Raw genomic sequence first — 18,842 nt, 5'->3', positions numbered from 1 at the left:
TGGTCTTATCTACGGCGTCGGAAGGGATGTGTCTTGTCAGATAAAGGGTTTAGGCCGATTTTGACAACAAAAAATCAACATGAAGTTATCAGGGTGATCGCGATCACAGATGTATAGAAATTTTTGACTATAAAAAAAGTATTAACCTGTTTGAGCGTTAAACAGCCGAACAAGTGATAGGCCTGGGCAAGTAAAAGGCGGACAAATAACGGCCAAAAGAAGAGCGTTTGGTAGCCCTTCTTTTGATGAGGGGATTGGCTGATCAGGGATACACTTTTTCTTTGTATTCGCAGAGATCTTCAATAATGCAGGAGCCGCAGCGAGGCTTACGGGCAATGCAGGTATAACGCCCGTGCAGAATCAGCCAGTGGTGGCAATCAACCTTAAATTCGGCAGGAACCACCTTGAGCAGTTTCTCTTCAACCTGCTCAACATTTTTGCCGGGTGCGAAATTGGTGCGGTTAGATACGCGGAAAATATGCGTGTCGACAGCGATAGTCGGCCAGCCAAATGCCGTATTTAGCACAACGTTCGCAGTTTTTCGGCCTACGCCGGGTAACGCCTCGAGTGCCGCGCGATCTTCCGGCACTTCGCCACCGTGCTGTTCCAGCAGGATCCGGCAGGTCTTAATCACGTTCTCAGCTTTGCTGTTAAACAGACCGATGGTTTTGATATAAGACTTCACGCCTTCCACGCCCAGTTCCAGCATAGCCTTCGGCGTATTGGCAACAGGATAGAGCAGGGCGGTAGCTTTATTGACGCTTACATCGGTAGCTTGTGCAGAGAGCAGCACGGCGATCAGCAGTTCAAACGGGGAGTTAAAGTTCAACTCTGTCGTCGGGTGTGGGTTCTCGTCCCGCAGACGAGTCAGGATCGCAATGCGCTTTTCTTTATTCATGAGGCCTTCTCGGGTATCCCTTCCTGGACGCTGCGCTCTGCCGCGCGGCGCTTACGTTTCTCATCAATCAGGTATTTTATCGCCAGCATCATGCCGAGGCCAATAAATGCGCCTGGCGGTAGCATGGCCAGCAGAAACGGTGTATCGGTGTGGAATACTTCAATACGCAGCACTTTAGCCCAACCACCCAGCAGCGCGTCTGCACCGTCAAACAGCGTACCGTTGCCGAGGATCTCACGCATTGAGCCCAGTACAAACATGGCTCCCGTGGCACCCATACCAATCGAAAAACCATCCAGCGCCGACATGGCCGGACTGTTTTTCACCGCGAAGGCTTCCGCGCGTCCAACCACGATACAGTTGGTGACGATAAGCGGAATAAAGATGCCCAGCGACTGATACAGACCGAATGCGTAAGCGTTAATCAGCATCTGGACGATACTCACGACCGAGGCAATGATCATGACGTAAATCGGAATACGGATTTCCGACGGCGTCCAGCGGCGCAGGGCTGAGATGGAGAGGTTGGTCAGGGTAAGTACCAGTGTGGTCGCCAGACCCAGACCAAGCGCGTTGGTGGCGGTGGAGGTGACCGCCAGCAATGGACACATTCCCAGAAGCTGTACCAGCGCGGAGTTGTTCTTCCACAACCCCTGGACAATAACCTCTTTAACCTGGCTCATGATTACTCCTCACAGGCCGGAAGATTGTTGATGTGCGCGGGCAGCGTTTCAGCATACAGCCCGGCTCGTTTTACGGCATTCACCACGGCGCGTGGGGTGATGGTCGCCCCGGTGAACTGGTCGAACTCGCCGCCATCTTTCTTCACCGCAAAGGCAGTATCTCCTTCGCCATGAATTACTTTACCGGCAAAATGCAAAATCCAGTCGCTTAGACGGGTTTCAATTTTATCGCCAAGACCCGGCGTTTCATGATGCTGCGTCACGCGGGTGCCCAGTATCGTGCCGGAGAAATCGCTGCCAACGAGCAGTTGAATGGCGCCGGAATAGCCATCGGGCGCTGTTGCTTCCATCACCGCGCCGACCGGTTTATCCCCTTTACGAGCGATAAAGACGCGATGTGCGCCTTTGCCTAACTGCGGCGTCTGGACGATGACACAGCTTTGCTGCAGGTCATTATCGTAGAAATCAGACGGGATCACCTGATCGAACAGCGCTTTTTGCTGCTTCGACGCCTGTTCTTCGATGGTCGTCTTGGTCAATGAATTCACCAGTGCCGTCAGACCAGTCAGGATCGCGGCGAAGACAGCCAGCGTAACACCGTGTTTTTGCATAGTTTTTAACATGGCGAAACCCTTAACGATGCCCGTACACGCGTGGGCGTGTGTAATAGTCGATGAGCGGAACTGTGATGTTGGCGAGCAAGACGGCAAATGCCACACCATCCGGATAGCCACCAAAGCTGCGGATCAACCATACCAGCAACCCAGCCAGCGCACCGAAGATCAGGCGGCCACGGTTGGTCGTTGACGCGGTAACCGGATCCGTCAGGATAAAGAATGCACCTAACATGGTCGCGCCGGAGAGCAAATGCAACTGCGGGCTGGCCATTGACTCAGGGGAGAACGCCCAGCCAAGCGTGGCACAAACCGCCAGCGTCACGAGGAAGCTCACCGGGATATGCCAGCGAATGGCTTTTTGTTGCAGCAGGAACAGACCGCCCAGCAGATACGCCAGGTTAACCCACTGCCATCCTGCGCCTGCCAGTACGCCACTGTAGATGGCTGATTTCATAATCTGCTCAACGCTATGACCAGCGTGCAGGGATGTTTTAAACGTATCGAGAGGCGTCGCCTGGCTGATACCATCCACGCCCATACGCAGTGTGTTCATATCAGCGCCGAGTGCGGTATGGCCGGTAAAGATCACGTGCAGGGCATCCATAAAGCCCGGAACCGTTGCTGCAATCTCATGCGGTGGCAACCAGCTTGTCATCTGTACCGGGAAGGAGATCAGCAGCACCACGTAGCCGATCATTGCCGGGTTAAACGGGTTATGACCGAGCCCACCATACAGTTGTTTGGCAATTATCACTGCGAAGACGGTACCGAGTACCACCATCCACCATGGCGCAAACGGTGGAATACTGATGGCCAGCAATAGGCCGGTCAGTAGCGCGGAGTTGTCGGCAAGGATGCGGGAAACTGCCATTTTGCGCAGTTTAAGTACCAGGGCTTCAGCGGCTAAGGCGCTGGCACAGCCCAGGACTATCTGGAACAGGGTTCCCCAGCCGAAAAACCAGCACTGAACGGCAATGCCTGGCAGCGCGGCCAGGCAGACCAGCATCATAATGCGCGATGTCTGGCGCTGGTTGTGGGTGTAAGGGGAACTTGCGATTCTGAAAACCATTTAATCCTCGTTAACTGCTTGCTGTGCGGCTTTCTTCGCCTGGACGCGCGCGATGGCAGCGGCGACGGCAGCTTTGCGCGGGTCGTCATTTGCGGCCTTCGGTTGCTCTTCCTGTTGCGCCGCTTTACGTGCTTTGGCGCGGGCTATTGCTGCTTCAACGGCGGCTTTGCGCGGGTCGACCGGCGTTTCGGGTTCGGTAGTTTGCGTCTGTTGTGCTGTCTTACGGGCTTTGGCACGGGCTATTGCCGCTTCGACGGCAGCTTTGCGTGGATCCACGGCCTCTTTCTCGACCACCACGTTTTGCTCTCCGGTTTTACGGGCTTTAGCTCGGACAATTGCTGCTTCAACGGCAGCTTTACGTGGATCAACCTCGACATCCGCCTGAGCTGTTTGCGCTTTTTCCGCCTGACGGGCGCGAGCCGCTGCTTTACGCGCTTCGCGGGCCGCAATTGCTTCGCTATTATCCGGTTTCTCACCCACCGGGATCACCACGGTTTGGGCTGCGGTCGCTTTTTTCTCGCGAACGCGCGCCAGTGCCGCGTTAATGGCATCCTGATCTTTCTCGCCTGGCTGAACAGCAGCCTGCTTATGGCGCTCCTGACGAGCCGCTTTTTCGCGCTCCAGTCGAGCCTGGCGTGCTTCAAAGCGGGCTTTTGCTTCAGCTGCACGTTTTTCTTCCATTGAGATGGCATAAATTTCAGCCTTCTCCTGGCGGAAATACTGCACCAGTGGAATGTTACTTGGGCAAACCCAGGCGCAGGCCCCGCATTCAATACAGTCAGCCAGATTATGGGCTTGTGCTTTGTCGTGCAGTTGACCTTTGCTGTACCAGTACAACTGCTGCGGAAGCAGGTCCGCCGGGCAAGCGTCGGCACAGGCACTGCAACGGATACAACCTTTCTCCTCCTGCTCTTCGCCCATTTCGGTTGGGGAAGGCGCAAGCAGGCAGTTAGTGATTTTGACCACCGGGACATCCAACCACGGCAGGGTAAAGCCCATCAGTGGGCCGCCCATGATCACCATCTGGTCGCTGCCAGGGCAAAATTCAGCCTGTTCCAGCAGGTGACGAACCGGCGTCCCCAGTCGCGCCCAGACGTTCCCCGGTCGCGAGACAGACTCTCCGGTCAGCGTAACCACGCGCTCGGTCAAGGGCTCGCCGTCAATCACTGCGCGCTTCACTGCGTACGCGGTCCCGACGTTTTGCATCAGCACACCGATATCTGAGGAGCGTCCACCGTGCGGCACTTGTTTACCGGTAAGGATCTGCGTCAGCTGTTTTGCGCCACCAGAAGGGTACTTGGTCGGAATGACGCGCAGGGCGATATCATGGCTACCGGCCAGCACGGCGCGCAGCATTGAAATGGCCTGTGGTTTATTGTCTTCAATACCAATCAGTACTTCTTTCGGCTGCAGAATGTGCGCGAGAATGCGAATACCTTCCACCACCTGGGCGGCGCAATCCTGCATCAGACGATCGTCTGCGGTAATATACGGCTCGCATTCAGCAGCATTGATAATCAGCGTCTGAATTTTATCGCCACCGCCACGCAGTTTGACACCGGTAGGGAAGCCTGCGCCGCCCAGTCCGGCAACACCGAACTGATGAATACGCTCGATGAGCTCATCGCGACTCCGGTTGCGGTAGTCGCCCCAGCCGTCACGCTCGATCCAGCGATCTTCACCGTCGGCTTCAATAATGACGCTCAGTTCTGAAAGTGCTGACGGGTGAGCCACCGTATGCGGGGCGATTGCCACCACTTTGCCAGATGTTGGCGCGTGTACAGGCAGCATTCGTCCCCGGCCAAAGGTCAGCGGCTGGCCGCGAAGAACCGTATCGCCTTCTTTCACACACAGCTCGCCCTCCGCGCCAATATGCTGCTTGAGAGGCATGATGTAACGCGTCGCCAGCGGAATTTGACGCAGTGGGGTGCCGTTGGACTGGGTTTTCATCTCCGGCGGATGAATCCCGCCGTCAAAGTCCCAAATCTTCTCTTTTCTGAAAGCAGAAAATAACTTAAGCATGTTGTTCCACAGGAATGTTGCGGACCGGAATGGTTTGAAGATCCCACTTCCAGCTTTCGGTAGTCGTTTCAACCGGACGCAGTTCAATACATTGCGTCGGGCAGGGCGCCACGCAGAGGTTACAGCCAGTGCACAGATCCGCGACGACGGTGTGCATGGCGCGGGTTGCGCCAACGATGGCATCTACAGGGCAGGCCTGAATACATTTGGTGCAGCCGATGCAGTTCGCTTCGTCGATCACAGCAAGAGCGCGCACCGGCTCCTGGACGTCTGCATCGCCATCAATGGGCTGCGGGTCAACGTTCAGCAGAGCCGCAATTTTCAGCATTACCGCTTCACCACCCGGTGCACAGCGGTTAATTTTTTCACCCTGAATACCTACCGCTTCGGCATAGGGGCGACAACCGGGATAGCCACACTGTCCACACTGGCTTTGTGGAAGAAGCTCATCAATTTTTTCAACAACAGGATCGTCCTCTACCGCGAAACGGCGGGAGGCGTAACCCAGGATAAGGCCAAACACCAGTCCCAGGACGCTGATAGAGGCGATGGCAATCCAGATAGCATTCATTACAACTTCACCAGACCACTAAAGCCCATAAAGGCCAGAGACATTAAACCTGCGGTCACCAGCGCAATCGCATTACCGCGAAACGGCGCAGGGATGTCCGCTGCGGCGAGGCGCTCACGAATAGAGGCGAACAGCACCATCACCAGAGAGAAACCGACGGCCGCAGAAAAACCATACAGTGCCGATTGCATAAAGTTATGGCCAAGATTGATGTTCAGCAGCGCTACGCCGAGCACGGCGCAGTTGGTGGTGATCAACGGCAGGAAAATACCCAGCAGACGATAAAGCGCTGGACTGGTTTTGCGCACCACCATTTCGGTAAATTGCACAACCACGGCAATAACCAGAATAAAGGCAAGCGTACGGAGATAGGTTAACCCCAACGGGATAAGGATCCAGGTATCAATCAACCACGCGCAAATAGACGCCAGCGTCATGACAAAGGTGGTCGCCAGCCCCATGCCCATCGCAGTTTCCAGTTTTTTGGAAACGCCCATAAACGGACACAGACCAAGGAACTTCACCAGGACGAAGTTGTTAACCAGCACTGTGCCGACAAAGAGCAGTAAGTAATCGGTCATTATTTAGCCTGAAATAAAAAAGCCGCCTATTATCGGATAAACCAACGCAGGCGACAACAGGTTATCTGTAAGGTTATTACGGGTTCACGAAGGTGTTTTTCACCCGCTTCGAACGCTTGAAATAGGGCACCAGCAGCGCAGCGGCCAGTAAAGGGAAAAGTAACTGGCGGACGGCCAGTGCGTCAGAAACCGGCGAAAAAGCAAAAGCTTTTACCGCCAGCAGAACCGAAATCAGCAGCCAGATAATGTAATGCTTAGGCACACTTTTACGGCGCTTAAAGAAAGCGATGGTCAGCCACAGCGTGTAGTACCACATCCCTATCGCGAAAACGAACGATACAAACCACATCGCAATATTAAGCACACTTTGCGACATCAGCGTCTGGATGGCATGCGGAGTAATCAGTGCGGTGGTATAAAGCAGCAGCGCAAGTGATGCGCTTAATAAGGCAACCAGCAGCCATGCCAGTGGGGCGATTAACCAGCCTCCAATGCGTACTCCAGGCGTTGCGGTCATAAACTCTCCCATAATCTGCGCGAAATGTTGTACAGCCAGTTTGCAGGGCGGAGAGTATATAACATTTCGCGCTGATGGCTACTTTCTTATAAAACGTAACGCCAGACAGACTTAGGCACTTCACCCACGTTGAACAAACGGCCACCGGATACCAGTTCTGCACGGCGATGGTCAGCGGCACGATACATGTTGATGATTTCCTGATTATCCGACAGTGTGTAGTTCAGATGGTCAAACAGTTTTTCCAGGCTCTCAAGCGAATTGATCTTGCGAAATTTTAATAAATAGTCCTGAACTGTCATATTAATAAGTTTCCATATAAAAGTGAGTAATACCAGTTAAGGTAATTCGTTCGAATAATAAACGGATTAATAAAGACGTAAACAGCCCACACAGGTAACGCGACGAAATTAGGAGTTTTCTTTTCTGAAAGTTTCAGGCATCAGATGATGCCTGGAAGAGAAGGTTAACCGTGTTCACCAGGGCTGGCAATACGTAACTGACATATTATGTCACTCTTTATTGCAGTAACCGGTTACTTAGGTTGGGCGACTGTGACAGGCTCCGGCGGCTGGTAGTTATCGATATGGCTGGCAACACCCAGCAAAATGACCGAAACCCCAAGGACAATCCATCCCGCTAATTCAATGATTCGATTAATAATTGACGTCATGATTCGTAGTTGTAATTTATCCATAAATACAGGGAGCAGATGTTACAGCGGCGTTTCCCCGGCGGCAAGTGCTTTGGGAACGGTTCCCTTAAGCAAAATCAGGTGGTTAATACTATGTAACAAAAACAACCCGTACAACCTGCTATTTTAAGTCATATGGCACATTATTAATCTGTGGTAATGCCAGGCTAGCCAGTGTGAAATAAGAACGCCATAAAAGAGGATGACACTATGAGTGATAATATCCGCGTCGGGCTTATTGGTTATGGATATGCGGGAAAAACGTTTCATGCGCCTCTGATCGCCGGGACGCCCGGAATGGCGCTGGCTGCCGTATCCAGTAGTGATGCAACTAAAGTCCATGCCGACTGGCCTTCCGTGCCGGTTGTCTCTGAACCTAAACATCTTTTCAACGATCCGAATATTGATTTAATTATCATCCCCACGCCAAACGACACGCACTTTCCGCTGGCAAAGGCGGCGCTGGAAGCCGGTAAGCATGTGGTTGTTGATAAACCCTTTACCGTGACGTTGTCACAAGCGCGCGAGCTGGAGGCGCTGGCAAAGAGTCTGGGCAGGCTACTTTCGGTGTTCCATAACCGCCGATGGGACAGCGATTTTCTGACTGTAAAAAGACTTCTCAGCGAAGGTACGTTAGGAGAGATCCTCTTTTTTGAATCGCATTTTGACCGTTTTCGCCCGCAGGTACGAAACCGCTGGCGCGAGCAGGCCGGTCCGGGCAGCGGCATCTGGTACGATCTGGCCCCGCATCTTCTGGATCAGGCTGTGAATCTGTTTGGCCTGCCGGTGAGTATGACGGTCGATCTGGCGCAACTCAGACCCGGAGCGCAGACAACGGATTATTTCCACGCGGTTTTGAGTTACCCACAGCGTCGAATTGTGCTGCACGGGACGATGGTGGCGGCCGCAGAATCCGCGCGTTATATCATTCACGGTACACGCGGGAGTTATGTGAAGTTCGGTCTCGACCCGCAGGAAGATCGCTTAAAAAACGGGGAGCGTTTGCCACAGGAAGACTGGGGCTATGATATGCGAGACGGTGTCGTGACGCGGGTTGAAGGTGAGGAGCTGGTGGAGGAAACCTTGCTGACTATTCCGGGTAACTACCCGGCTTATTATGCGGCTATCCGCGATGCGCTGAACGGAACGGGGGAAAATCCGGTTCCGGCAAGCCAGGCCATTCAGATTATGGAGCTGATTGAGCTGGGCATCGAATCAGCCAAACATCGCGCTACGCTCTGTCTGGCATAAGGTACAGATATTTTGTATGCCGGGTAAGGCGCAACCGCTACCCGGCAAAAAGGCTTACGCGGTTGCCACCTTATCCCGCAGCGCCTGCTTCTCTTCAGGCGTCAGGAAAGCGATCTCCAGCCCGTTGATCTGCGCCTGACGGATCTGCTCGCGGCTCAGACCCGCCTGAGGTGCGGCAATATTATATTCGTGAATAATATCCACTCCCTGAACCGCCGGATCGTCAGTGTTCAGTGACGCCAGCACACCGTGCTCAAGGAACGTTTTCAGCGGGTGCTGTGCCAGCGTTGCTACGGTGCTGGTCTGAATATTAGATGTCAGGCAAGACTCAATCCCGATGCGCTGTTCCGCCAGGAAATCCATCAGAGCGCGATCTTCTACCGCTTTTACGCCGTGGCCGATACGCTCGGCGCCCAGCTCACGGATGGCCTGCCAGATGCTTTCCGGGCCTGCCGCTTCACCTGCATGAACAGTAATATGCCACCCGGCGTCACGCGCGCGGTTGAAATGGGACAGGAACAGACTGCCCGGGAAACCCAGCTCATCACCGGCGAGGTCGACCGCAGTGATGGCATCGCGGTGCGCCAGCAGCGCCTCCAGTTCCTGCAGGCAGGCGGCCTCACCGAACGTACGGCTCATGATGCCAATCAGACGGGCCTGGACATCAAACGTTTTACAGCCTTCGCGGACGCCTTCAATGACGGCTTCTACTACGCCTGCAACGGGCAGGTTGTGGGTCATCGCCATATAACCTGGTGAGAAACGCAGTTCGACATAATGCAGACCGTTACGGGCGGCATCTTCAATATTCTCGAACGCCACGCGGCGGCAGGCATCCAGCGAGGCCAGCATCTTCACGCCCCAGTCGAGTTTGCTCAGGAAGCTGACCAGGTCAGGTTCATTGGAGGTGACCTGAACATGAGGGATCAAGGACTCAAGTGTCTGAGCAGGAAGCGTTAAATTGAACTGGCGGCCAAGATCGAGGATGGTTTGGGCACGAATGTTACCGTCAAGGTGACGATGAATATCAGTTAATGGCAGGCGTGTATCAATCATGGTCGCACTCTTTTCTGGTTAAAGTGCGCCATATTATAAAAACAAAACGAGGTAAAAAGCTATTTGCGCAAGGGAATATTCCGTTGCGCAAATGAATTACAGTAACGTGTTAATCCCGGCGATAAGGCGTTGAACCCCTTGTTCCAGCTTGCTGCGCGGGCAGCCGGCATTCAGGCGCACGAAACCATTTCCCTCTTTGCCGTACGTATACCCCGGCATGATGGCGACTTTTTGCTGCTCGATCAGCACTTTTTGTAGGACCCGGTCGTCAATGTTCAGTGGGCGCAGGTCAATCCAGGCCAGATAGGTCGCTTCTGGTGGCTGCCAGTTCAGTTTCGGAAAAGCGCTGTTTATTTCCTGCGCGATATACGACAAATTTTCTTCCAGATAACGCCGCAAGGCATCCAGCCACGGCTCTCCCTGCTGATAGGCGGCGATATGTGCCGTCAGTGCCAGCACGGAAGGGGAAGAGAGTCCGTCCCGGCCTTTCAACGCGCTAAGATAACCGTTACGGCTTTCTTCATCACCAATCAGGCCGTAAGCGCCGGTCAACGCCGGAATATTGAAACTTTTCGAACCGGAGGTGAGAAGCGCCCATTTGCTCCGTGCTACCGCGTTCCACGGCGTGTGACGACGATCTCCCCACACCATGTCCATATGTATTTCATCGCTGATCACCGCCACGTCATAGCGTGCGCACAGTTCCGCCATGTGGGTCAACTCATCCCGCGTCCAGACCTTACCGGTCGGGTTTTGCGGGCTGCACAGCAGCAAAATTTTGTTTTCAGATTTTGCAAGGGCCGCTTCTAGCGCAGCCATATTTCCCTGCCAGCCTGCGGCATGCTTTTCCATCTCGACGGGCACCACATGACGAGCATTGCCTTCAATGGCTTTGTAAAACGCATCGTATGCCGGGGTGTGTACCACCACGCCGTCGCCGGGGTTTGACCAGAGACGAATCAATTCAGAGACCATATAAATGACGGAAGGACCATAAACGACGGTTTCCGTATCAATCTGGCTGTTAAACCGCTGCTGGAACCAGTGCGCGACGGCTGCCAGGAACTCCTCGTTCTTCCAGCGGCTATAGCCAAACACGCCGTGATGAATGCGCTGTTGCAGCGCATCGGTAATGCAGGGGGCGGTGGCGAAATCCATATCCGAGATAGTGAAGGGCAGCAAATCGGCCGCGCCAAAACGGTCGGCGACGTAATCCCACTGTGTACACCAAGTGCCGTGACGATCCACGACGGTAGAAAAATCAAACATGACGTACGTCCTTAAAGTAAAACCCCCTCATGGTGAGGGGGCTGAGGCATCAGGCTTCGACAGTTCGCATCAGGGTCGCCAGCTCATCTTTCACTGACTGTACCTGTGGGCCGATAACCACCTGCAAATTGTGCTGATTTAGTTGCACCACGCCGATGGCCCGGTTGGCTTTCAGGGCGTTGGTGTCTACTTTCGACATATCCGCCACCGACAGACGCAGACGGGTAATGCAGTTATCCAGAGAGGTGATGTTATCCGCACCGCCCAGCGCCGCCAGAATAGCAGGGGTGTTATAGCCGGATTTACCCACGGTCCCGGCAACAGCCTGCTCAACATTGCTCGCTGTATCGGTATCACGACCTGGCGTTTTCAGATTAAAGCGGGTGATGGCGAAGCGGAAGATACCGTAATACACCGCGAACCAGATAGCCGCCACGACCGGCACCAGATACCACTTGGTGGACAGGCCGTGCAGAATACCGAACACCACGAAGTCGATCACGTTGCCGTCGGTGTTGCCGATGGTAACGCCCAGTACCGCCATCACGGTAAAGCCCAGACCGGTCAGCACGGCGTGGATGAGATACAGCACCGGTGCGACGAACAGGAACAGGAATTCGATTGGCTCAGTGGTACCGCCTACCACGCAGGCGATCACGCCGGAAATCAGCAGGCCTTTAATTTTATGACGATTCTCCGGGCGTGCACAGTGGTACATTGCCAGCGCAGCGCCAGGAAGGCCGCCGAGGAAGGCAGGCATTTTCCCCTGAGACAGGAAGCGGGTTGCGCTTTCGGAGAAGCCGTGCGTAGTTGGGCAGCTTAACTGTGCCTGGAAGATAGTCAGTGCACCGCTCACATCGTGACCGCACACCTCCATGGTACCACCCGCTTCGGTGAAGCGGATCAGGGCCACCAGGATATGTTGCAGGCCAAACGGCAGCAGCAGGCGTTCACCGGTACCGAAGATCATCGGTCCAAAATCTCCCGCGCCGTTAATGATGCGCCCAATGCCGTTGATACCCATCGCAAAGACTGGCCAGATCAGCGGAATGATCAAACCAAACAGACCCATTACCACCAGGGTAATAATCGGCACAAAGCGGGTACCACCGAAGAACGCCAGCGCATCCGGCAGACGGATATTGTGGAAGCGTTCGTGCAACATCCAGATGATCACCCCGGCGATCACCGCACCGAGGATCCCGGTATCAATAGACTGGATACCAATCACGCTCTGTATGTTGTTAGCTTTCAGCACCGCGGCGTTGGTGGTAGGCAGAATGCCTTTCGCGGTCAGCCAGAAGTTAACGGCCAGGTTCATCACCGCGTAACCCACAAAACCGGCAAATGCGGCCACGCCTTTATTCTCGCGCGCCAGACCCAGCGGGATAGCAATACAGAACATCACGGGCAGGAAACTGAAGGCAAAGGAGCCGACCTTACTCATCCAGATAAAGATCGCCTGCAGCACTGGCGCGCCGAGGAACGGGATCAGCGTGATGACGTCTTTACTGCTGAGTGAACTGCCGATCCCGAGCATGATCCCGCAGAACGAGAGGAGTGCCACGGGCAGCATAAAGGTTTTACCCAGTTGCTGGAAAAACTCCCACAGCGATATTTTTTGTGCTGCTTTCGCCGTCATAAAACGACTCCTTTATTGTTAAAATCAGTTTATCTGCTTCAATGCTGCGAGAAGATAAAACGTTTTATCAAAGTTTAGTGCGCGCTAAATCACATTCTCTGGCTTTGACTGGTAGTATAAAGATAACAGTTTGATAAAACGTTTTACCGATCTCATTTCAGGGAGTCACGCCAACACATGGCTGTAGCGAAAAAAATCACCATCAACGATGTTGCGCTGGCGGCGGGTGTTTCCGTCAGTACCGTTTCTCTGGTGCTGAGCGGGAAAGGGCGGATCTCTCCTGCGACCGGCCAGCGGGTGAACGAGGCGGTTGAGCAACTGGGCTTTGTGCGTAATCGGCAGGCATCGGCGCTGCGCGGTGGGCAAAGCGGGGTGATCGGTTTGATTGTCCGCGACCTGACGTCTCCCTTCTATGCAGAACTGACCGCAGGGTTAACGGAGGCGCTTGAAGCGCAAGGACGGATGGTCTTCCTGCTGCACGGTGGTCGTGAAGCCGATCAGCTGCTTTCCCGCCTGGATATGTTGCTTAACCAGGGTGTCGACGGGGTGATCGTCGCCGGGGCGTCAGGCGTGGGCAGTGAGCTGTGTGAACGAGCCGCCGAAAAAGGTGTGCCTTTGGTCTTTGCCTCGCGCGCCAGCTACCTGGATGAGGCTGATACGCTGCGCCCGGACAATATGCAGGCCGCACAAATGTTAACCGAACATCTTATTCGTCGCGGTCATCAGCGCATTGCCTGGCTCGGCGGCAAAAGTTCGTCCCTGACGCGCGCCGAGCGGGTAGGCGGCTACTGCGCGACGCTGATTAAATACGGCCTGCCATTCCACAGTGAATGGGTCGTTGAGTGCGAATCCAGCCAGAAGAAAGCGGCGGAAGCGATAAGCGCGTTGTTGCGTAGCAGCCCGACGATCAGCGCCGTGATTTGCTATAACGACGTGATTGCCATGGGAGCCTGGTTTGGGCTGATCCGCGCCGGTCGTCAGAGCGGCGAGGGCGGGGTAGAAACCTTCTTCGGCCATCAGGTGGCGCTCGGGGCATTTGCCGACGTCGGCGAAAACGCGCTGGACGATCTTCCAATCGTCTGGGCCACGACGCCCGCGCGGGAGATGGGCTACACGCTGGCAGACAGGATCATGCAGCGCATCGAGAATACGGATGTCCAGGCCGGGCACCAGATTGTGGCGGCGCGGTTGGTGACGGTGAAATAGAAGCGTCAGCGCTGCCCGGCAATAAAAAACCCCTCTTGCGAGGGGTTTTTGTTGTTTACTGCTGAGGTGCAGTCGGTTCGGCTGGCGCTGCCGGTTCAGCCGGGTCCGGCATCCCCAGAGCAGGCATACCAAACATGCCGACGAAGTCTTCCAGCGGCATTTTGTCGCCGTTAAGCGTGACCTGGCCGTTGGCGTACTGCAGGCTGGTAGAGATCGTGTTGTTTTCCACTTTGGTGATGCGGAACATCTGGCCCATCGCCGCCAGGCCTTTCACCTGCTGGTTCGCCAGTTTGCCGGCGTCTTCGTCGCCGTAGCCTTCAAGCTTCGCAATCTGTGTCATAAACTCGGTTGCCATCTCCATAGGGATGGTCAGCTTGCTGTCGAGAGACTTCACGCTGCGATCCACTTCCTGTGCCAGCGTTTGCGGTTCACCCGTGGCAGTTGCCGGATCTTTCAGGAAAAGAGACAGGTTAAAGTTGGTTTCACCTTTGCTGTTTTTCCAGCTCAGCGGTGAAACGGTTATCACCGGCTCGCCTTTCAGCAGGATCGGCAGGTTATTGAACAGCACCGCTATCGCCTGCTGCTGATACTCTTCCGGGTTTTGCTGCAGCGCGGTATCGGTCAGCAGCGCCTGGCTCTCTTTGCTGTATTTCTGGCTAAACTCATGCCACGCCTGACCGTCAATATTGCCGATCTTCAGTGAGAGTTTGCCGGTTCCCAGATCCTGATTCTGCACTTTCAGGCTCTTCAGCGTGTAATCCAGTTGAGTATTGATACTCTTACCGTCTTTGGAAACGTCAGATTTACCATCGACATCCATACCTTCCAGTACGGCCATTTCCTTGCCTTCAACCGCAATTGCAATCTTAGCAATTGAGAGTTTTTGATCGCCGATACGCTCTTTAAAATCAGTCATTCGGCTATTGCCGTCGGCTTTCAGATTATTGAAGGTGAGCTGAACTTTTTGGTTGTATTCGTTTACGGCATTGACCAGGCCACTTTCCGCTTCACCCGTCAGGGAGAACACGTTTCCGTCGCGGTCAGCATCAAGCTTGAAGTTACCGCCGCTGAAGGCGACTTTCTCATTCTCTTTCTCGTAGTTCAGCGCTTTCAGGGCAATATCGGAACTCGTGTCACCGGCATAACTGATGCGGGTGTTAATCTCGAAAGGTGATTCATTCTTCGCCAGGTCAAACAGCGGTTTGGTCAGGTCGTTGTTCACCAGTACGGTGTGAACGGATGCCATTGACGGGATCAGGTTAAAGGACTTCAACTGCGCCAGAGGCAACGGACCGTGGCTCACCACCTCATTCAGCACCACACTCTGGCCAGGTTTTAGCCAGCCGTTTTCAGAACCGGTAACCGGCTTCACCACAACCTGCATATGGCTGGTGAATACACCGCGCTGATAATTCTGGTAGCTCAGCTCAAGACCGGCTTCCGGCGCGTTGCGTTTAAGCTCGCTGTTAGCCTGTGCCACCATCTCAGCCAGACGGCCTTCCAGCTGTTTCCCGGTAAACCAGGAGGCACCTGTCCAGACCACGCCTAACGCTACAATCACTCCAACCGCTACGACCGATTTTTTCATTGCGACTATCCCTAAAATGAAACCAGGCGGTAGACACCGCCCGGAGATATAAAACCAGCAACTAGCTTAGCAAGAGTTGTTAAAAAATTCAGTAAGTCCCTATAGCTTATTAAAAACGCGCGCCAGGCGGCCTTTACCGCTAATGCTAACCGGAGATTCATTGGCCGCAACGAAAGCCGATTCGCCCGGCTTGAGCACCAGACGCTGTTCTCCCTTATGCAGCACCGCTTCGCCCTCTACGCAGAACAGGATCGCCGCGCTCTCCTGCGCGATGGTCGTTTCTTTCTGGCTCAGGTCGTGTAGTGAGAAAGCAAAATCCTCAACTGGGATAGGGAAGTCCAGCTCTGCGCCGTTTTTCACCGGCTGAGTCAGCAGTTCTCCGGCCGGTTTCGCCACGAACTTCACATTGGCAACCAGCTCAGGAATATCGATGTATTTCGGCGTCAGACCCGCGCGCAGCACGTTGTCGGAGTTGGCCATTACCTCCAGGGCGACACCCTGCAGATAGGCGTGAGGCGTTTCGGCAAACAGGAACATCGCTTCGCCCGGGTTCAGCTTCACCACGTTCAGCAGCAGCGGAGAGAACAGACCGCTGTCGTCCGGGTAGAATTCGGAAATCAGACGGATAGTCTCCCACGGTTCACCTTGCTGCGTGTTTAGCGCTGCTTTAAGCACCGCCAGCGCGTGCGATTTCTCTTCACCCTGCATGTTAAGCAGGCTGGCAAACAGCTGGCTCAGCGTGTCTGCGTTCGGGTTATTGAGGAAGTGGGCGATAGCCTTGTTGGCACCTGCGACAGGTTGCAGCAGGGAGATGATCTCTGAAAACTCGCGGAACGCATTCATCGCCAGGAACGGGGTCAGCGCAAAGACCAGCTCCGGCTTATGGTTAGGATCTTTATAGTTACGCTCGGCGGCATCTAACGGAATACCTGCTGCGTTCTCTTTGGCGAAGCCAATCTCAGAGGCTTTCTTATTCGGGTGAACCTGAATGGAGAGCGGCTGGTCGGCGCACAGTACTTTAAACAGGAACGGCAACTCACCAAAACGGCTGGCAACCTTGTCGCCCAGCAGCGCGCCTTTATCGGCATCAATGACGTCGCGCAGAGCGCGAATCTGGCCGCTGGCATCTTCAATTTTTGAGCTGCTCTTCGGGTGCGCCCCCATCCACAGTTCTGCCATCGGCAGGTTGTTCGGGTTCGCGATACCGTAGAGATCCGTTAACGCAGTTTTACTTCCCCAGGCGTAGTTTTGCACTGAGTTAATGAGTTTTTGCATTATCAAGCCCTGATTCAAATGTGGAATTAACTCCGGGTATTAAAGCAATAAACCACGTGGAAGTAACCTGCGGATGTAAAAAGTCGTACTAGTCTCAGTTTTTGTTAAAAAATTGTGTAGGATAAGCTGACTCGCTTTTAAGCGGGCAGCGGAACATCTGCCCAAATAATCAGACTGAAGCAGTAAGTGAGAGAACAATGTCGAATAAACCCTTTCATTATCAGGATCCTTTCCCGCTGAGTAAGGATCAGACCGAGTATTACCTGTTAACCCGCGATCACGTCTCCGTCTCTGAGTTTGAAGGACAGGAGATCCTCAAGGTGGACCCACAGGCGCTGACGCTGCTGGCGCAGCATGCGTTCCATGATGCCTCGTTTATGCTCCGCCCTGCGCATCAGCAGCAGGTTGCCGATATCCTGAGCGACCCGCAGGCCAGTGAGAACGATAAATACGTTGCCCTGCAATTCCTGCGTAACTCCGATATCGCAGCCAAAGGCGTTCTGCCGACCTGTCAGGATACTGGCACGGCAATCATTGTCGGTAAAAAAGGCCAGCGCGTCTGGACCGGCGGCGGTGACGAAGCGGCGCTGGCGCACGGCGTCTACAACACCTACACCGAAGATAACCTTCGCTATTCGCAAAACGCGGCGCTGGATATGTACAAAGAGGTTAACACTGGCACCAACCTGCCTGCGCAGATTGACCTCTATAGCGTGGACGGTGACGAGTACAAATTCCTCTGCATCGCCAAAGGCGGCGGTTCAGCCAACAAAACCTATCTCTACCAGGAAACCAAAGCGCTGCTCACTCCGGGCAAGCTTAAGAACTACCTGGTTGAGAAGATGCGCACCCTCGGCACCGCAGCGTGCCCGCCGTACCATATTGCCTTCGTGATCGGCGGTACCTCGGCTGAAAGCACGCTGAAGACCGTCAAGTTGGCCTCAACCAAATACTACGATGGCCTGCCAACGGAAGGGAACGAGCACGGCCAGGCGTTCCGCGACGTGCAGCTTGAGCAGGAATTGCTGGAAGAAGCACGTAATCTGGGCCTGGGGGCGCAGTTTGGCGGCAAATATTTTGCTCACGATGTACGCGTGATCCGTTTGCCGCGTCACGGCGCATCCTGCCCGGTCGGGATGGGCGTGTCCTGCTCTGCGGATCGCAACATCAAGGCCAAGATCAACCGCGAAGGTGTGTGGATCGAAAAACTGGAAAACAACCCAGGTAAGTACATTCCGGAAGAACTGCGTAAAGCAGGTGAGGGTGAAGCGGTTCGCGTTGATCTGAACCGTCCGATGAAAGAGATCCTGGCGCAGCTTTCGCAGTATCCGGTGTCGACGCGTCTCTCCCTGAACGGCACGATTATCGTCGGACGCGACATCGCGCACGCGAAGCTGAAAGAGCGTCTGGACAACGGCGAAGGATTACCGCAGTACATTAAAGATCACCCGATCTACTACGCAGGCCCGGCGAAAACGCCAGAAGGTTATGCTTCCGGTTCGTTAGGCCCAACCACGGCAGGCCGTATGGACTCGTACGTTGACCAGCTGCAGGCCAACGGCGGCAGCATGATCATGCTGGCGAAAGGCAACCGCAGCCAGCAGGTGACGGACGCCTGCCACAAGCACGGCGGCTTCTACCTCGGCAGCATCGGCGGCCCGGCAGCCGTGCTGGCGCAGGGCAGCATCAAGAGCCTGGAGTGCGTGGAATACCCGGAACTGGGTATGGAAGCGATCTGGAAAATTGAAGTGGAAGATTTCCCGGCGTTTATCCTTGTGGATGACAAAGGTAACGACTTCTTCAAACAGATCCAGTCTTCCCAGTGTTCGGCGTGTGTGAAGTAAGATAAAAAGCCGGGTGGCGTCAACGCCACCCGACACTAAAAAAGAGCGCACAAAGCGCC

18 protein-coding genes are annotated in these 18,842 nt (G+C 54.5%); 3 read left to right on the top strand and 15 right to left on the bottom strand.

Annotated elements, in window-relative coordinates:
• Positions 1 to 262: 262 nt before the first annotated feature.
• From nth to blr, 10 genes are all read right to left on the bottom strand, one after another.
• On the bottom strand, positions 263 to 898 hold the full coding sequence (gene nth / locus WB237_RS06810) for an endonuclease III (protein WP_049006313.1): 636 nt from the start codon (positions 896 to 898) through the stop codon (positions 263 to 265).
• On the bottom strand, positions 895 to 1,581 hold the full coding sequence (locus tag WB237_RS06805; protein ID WP_114979467.1) for an electron transport complex subunit E: 687 nt from the start codon (positions 1,579 to 1,581) through the stop codon (positions 895 to 897). The genes nth and WB237_RS06805 overlap by 4 nt, the downstream gene beginning before the upstream one ends.
• 2 nt (positions 1,582 to 1,583) lie before the next feature.
• The gene (gene rsxG, locus WB237_RS06800) at positions 1,584 to 2,204 is read right to left on the bottom strand and encodes an electron transport complex subunit RsxG (RefSeq protein ID WP_336211783.1); all 621 of its coding nucleotides are present in this window, start codon (positions 2,202 to 2,204) and stop codon (positions 1,584 to 1,586) included.
• A 10-nt stretch (positions 2,205 to 2,214) separates the two neighbouring features.
• Complete coding sequence (gene rsxD / locus WB237_RS06795; protein WP_336211780.1) at positions 2,215 to 3,267, bottom strand: electron transport complex subunit RsxD; 1,053 nt, start codon at positions 3,265 to 3,267, stop codon at positions 2,215 to 2,217.
• Positions 3,268 to 5,289, bottom strand: coding sequence for an electron transport complex subunit RsxC (rsxC, locus tag WB237_RS06790; RefSeq protein ID WP_336211778.1), 2,022 nt, complete (start codon positions 5,287 to 5,289; stop codon positions 3,268 to 3,270).
• Complete coding sequence (gene rsxB / locus WB237_RS06785; RefSeq protein ID WP_028017313.1) at positions 5,282 to 5,860, bottom strand: electron transport complex subunit RsxB; 579 nt, start codon at positions 5,858 to 5,860, stop codon at positions 5,282 to 5,284. Before rsxB ends, rsxC begins: the two co-directional genes overlap by 8 nt.
• On the bottom strand, positions 5,860 to 6,441 hold the full coding sequence (rsxA, locus tag WB237_RS06780) for an electron transport complex subunit RsxA (RefSeq protein WP_114979472.1): 582 nt from the start codon (positions 6,439 to 6,441) through the stop codon (positions 5,860 to 5,862). Before rsxA ends, rsxB begins: the two co-directional genes overlap by 1 nt.
• 76 nt (positions 6,442 to 6,517) lie before the next feature.
• The gene (locus WB237_RS06775) at positions 6,518 to 6,958 is read right to left on the bottom strand and encodes a DUF2569 domain-containing protein (RefSeq protein WP_336211775.1); all 441 of its coding nucleotides are present in this window, start codon (positions 6,956 to 6,958) and stop codon (positions 6,518 to 6,520) included.
• Between the two features lie 86 nt (positions 6,959 to 7,044).
• Positions 7,045 to 7,260, bottom strand: coding sequence for a transcription modulator YdgT (gene ydgT, locus WB237_RS06770; protein ID WP_006174966.1), 216 nt, complete (start codon positions 7,258 to 7,260; stop codon positions 7,045 to 7,047).
• Positions 7,261 to 7,493: 233 nt separating this feature from the next.
• Complete coding sequence (gene blr, locus WB237_RS06765) at positions 7,494 to 7,619, bottom strand: division septum protein Blr (RefSeq protein WP_168112406.1); 126 nt, start codon at positions 7,617 to 7,619, stop codon at positions 7,494 to 7,496.
• A 243-nt stretch (positions 7,620 to 7,862) separates the two neighbouring features.
• Here blr and WB237_RS06760 point away from each other — a divergent pair, with 243 nt between their 5' ends.
• A complete protein-coding gene (locus WB237_RS06760; protein ID WP_114979473.1) occupies positions 7,863 to 8,903 on the top strand; it encodes an oxidoreductase in 1,041 nt (346 codons plus the stop codon).
• Positions 8,904 to 8,957: 54 nt separating this feature from the next.
• On the opposite strand, the gene add is transcribed toward WB237_RS06760, so the two are convergent.
• The 3 genes from add to malX all read right to left on the bottom strand — a co-directional run bounded on the left by add (position 8,958) and on the right by malX (position 12,870).
• Positions 8,958 to 9,959: an adenosine deaminase gene (add, locus tag WB237_RS06755; protein WP_129995985.1), complete on the bottom strand. Its 1,002-nt coding sequence runs from the start codon at positions 9,957 to 9,959 to the stop codon at positions 8,958 to 8,960.
• Positions 9,960 to 10,055: 96 nt separating this feature from the next.
• Positions 10,056 to 11,228 (bottom strand): MalY/PatB family protein, encoded by a 1,173-nt coding sequence (locus tag WB237_RS06750; RefSeq protein WP_336211771.1) that lies wholly within the window; start codon positions 11,226 to 11,228, stop codon positions 10,056 to 10,058.
• 49 nt (positions 11,229 to 11,277) lie between these two features.
• Positions 11,278 to 12,870, bottom strand: a complete 1,593-nt coding sequence (gene malX / locus WB237_RS06745; RefSeq protein ID WP_336211769.1) for a maltose/glucose-specific PTS transporter subunit IIBC — start codon at positions 12,868 to 12,870, stop codon at positions 11,278 to 11,280.
• Between the two features lie 177 nt (positions 12,871 to 13,047).
• Between malX and WB237_RS06740 the strand changes: the two genes are divergently transcribed.
• Positions 13,048 to 14,076 carry a Mal regulon transcriptional regulator MalI gene (locus tag WB237_RS06740; protein WP_049006298.1) on the top strand — a complete coding sequence of 343 codons (1,029 nt, stop codon included), beginning with the start codon at positions 13,048 to 13,050 and terminating at the stop codon, positions 14,074 to 14,076.
• Between the two features lie 55 nt (positions 14,077 to 14,131).
• Here the strand turns inward: WB237_RS06740 and WB237_RS06735 are convergent, their stop codons facing one another.
• The gene (locus WB237_RS06735) at positions 14,132 to 15,664 is read right to left on the bottom strand and encodes a YdgA family protein (RefSeq protein WP_336211766.1); all 1,533 of its coding nucleotides are present in this window, start codon (positions 15,662 to 15,664) and stop codon (positions 14,132 to 14,134) included.
• Positions 15,665 to 15,763: 99 nt separating this feature from the next.
• On the bottom strand, positions 15,764 to 16,939 hold the full coding sequence (gene manA / locus WB237_RS06730) for a mannose-6-phosphate isomerase (RefSeq protein WP_336211765.1): 1,176 nt from the start codon (positions 16,937 to 16,939) through the stop codon (positions 15,764 to 15,766).
• A gap of 197 nt (positions 16,940 to 17,136) precedes the next feature.
• Here manA and fumA point away from each other — a divergent pair, with 197 nt between their 5' ends.
• Positions 17,137 to 18,783 carry a class I fumarate hydratase FumA gene (gene fumA / locus WB237_RS06725; RefSeq protein ID WP_114979485.1) on the top strand — a complete coding sequence of 549 codons (1,647 nt, stop codon included), beginning with the start codon at positions 17,137 to 17,139 and terminating at the stop codon, positions 18,781 to 18,783.
• Positions 18,784 to 18,842 lie beyond the last annotated feature (59 nt).

This window comes from Enterobacter sp. P82, assembly GCF_037053385.1.
Classification (GTDB): domain Bacteria; phylum Pseudomonadota; class Gammaproteobacteria; order Enterobacterales; family Enterobacteriaceae; genus Enterobacter.
The sequence above is the reverse complement of the archived record's forward strand: the minus strand, read 5'-3'. Positions and strand labels throughout refer to the sequence as shown.

What these genes read in the sequence shown, in the direction of transcription:
- nth (WP_049006313.1), bottom strand. Translation starts at nt 898, where the DNA reads ATGAATAAAGAAAAGCGCATTGCGATCCTGACTCGTCTGCGGGACGAG.
- WB237_RS06805 (WP_114979467.1), bottom strand. Translation starts at nt 1,581, where the DNA reads ATGAGCCAGGTTAAAGAGGTTATTGTCCAGGGGTTGTGGAAGAACAAC.
- rsxG (WP_336211783.1), bottom strand. Translation starts at nt 2,204, where the DNA reads ATGTTAAAAACTATGCAAAAACACGGTGTTACGCTGGCTGTCTTCGCC.
- rsxD (WP_336211780.1), bottom strand. Translation starts at nt 3,267, where the DNA reads ATGGTTTTCAGAATCGCAAGTTCCCCTTACACCCACAACCAGCGCCAG.
- rsxC (WP_336211778.1), bottom strand. Translation starts at nt 5,289, where the DNA reads ATGCTTAAGTTATTTTCTGCTTTCAGAAAAGAGAAGATTTGGGACTTT.
- rsxB (WP_028017313.1), bottom strand. Translation starts at nt 5,860, where the DNA reads ATGAATGCTATCTGGATTGCCATCGCCTCTATCAGCGTCCTGGGACTG.
- rsxA (WP_114979472.1), bottom strand. Translation starts at nt 6,441, where the DNA reads ATGACCGATTACTTACTGCTCTTTGTCGGCACAGTGCTGGTTAACAAC.
- WB237_RS06775 (WP_336211775.1), bottom strand. Translation starts at nt 6,958, where the DNA reads ATGACCGCAACGCCTGGAGTACGCATTGGAGGCTGGTTAATCGCCCCA.
- ydgT (WP_006174966.1), bottom strand. Translation starts at nt 7,260, where the DNA reads ATGACAGTTCAGGACTATTTATTAAAATTTCGCAAGATCAATTCGCTT.
- WB237_RS06760 (WP_114979473.1), top strand. Translation starts at nt 7,863, where the DNA reads ATGAGTGATAATATCCGCGTCGGGCTTATTGGTTATGGATATGCGGGA.
- add (WP_129995985.1), bottom strand. Translation starts at nt 9,959, where the DNA reads ATGATTGATACACGCCTGCCATTAACTGATATTCATCGTCACCTTGAC.
- WB237_RS06750 (WP_336211771.1), bottom strand. Translation starts at nt 11,228, where the DNA reads ATGTTTGATTTTTCTACCGTCGTGGATCGTCACGGCACTTGGTGTACA.
- malX (WP_336211769.1), bottom strand. Translation starts at nt 12,870, where the DNA reads ATGACGGCGAAAGCAGCACAAAAAATATCGCTGTGGGAGTTTTTCCAG.
- WB237_RS06740 (WP_049006298.1), top strand. Translation starts at nt 13,048, where the DNA reads ATGGCTGTAGCGAAAAAAATCACCATCAACGATGTTGCGCTGGCGGCG.
- WB237_RS06735 (WP_336211766.1), bottom strand. Translation starts at nt 15,664, where the DNA reads ATGAAAAAATCGGTCGTAGCGGTTGGAGTGATTGTAGCGTTAGGCGTG.
- manA (WP_336211765.1), bottom strand. Translation starts at nt 16,939, where the DNA reads ATGCAAAAACTCATTAACTCAGTGCAAAACTACGCCTGGGGAAGTAAA.
- fumA (WP_114979485.1), top strand. Translation starts at nt 17,137, where the DNA reads ATGTCGAATAAACCCTTTCATTATCAGGATCCTTTCCCGCTGAGTAAG.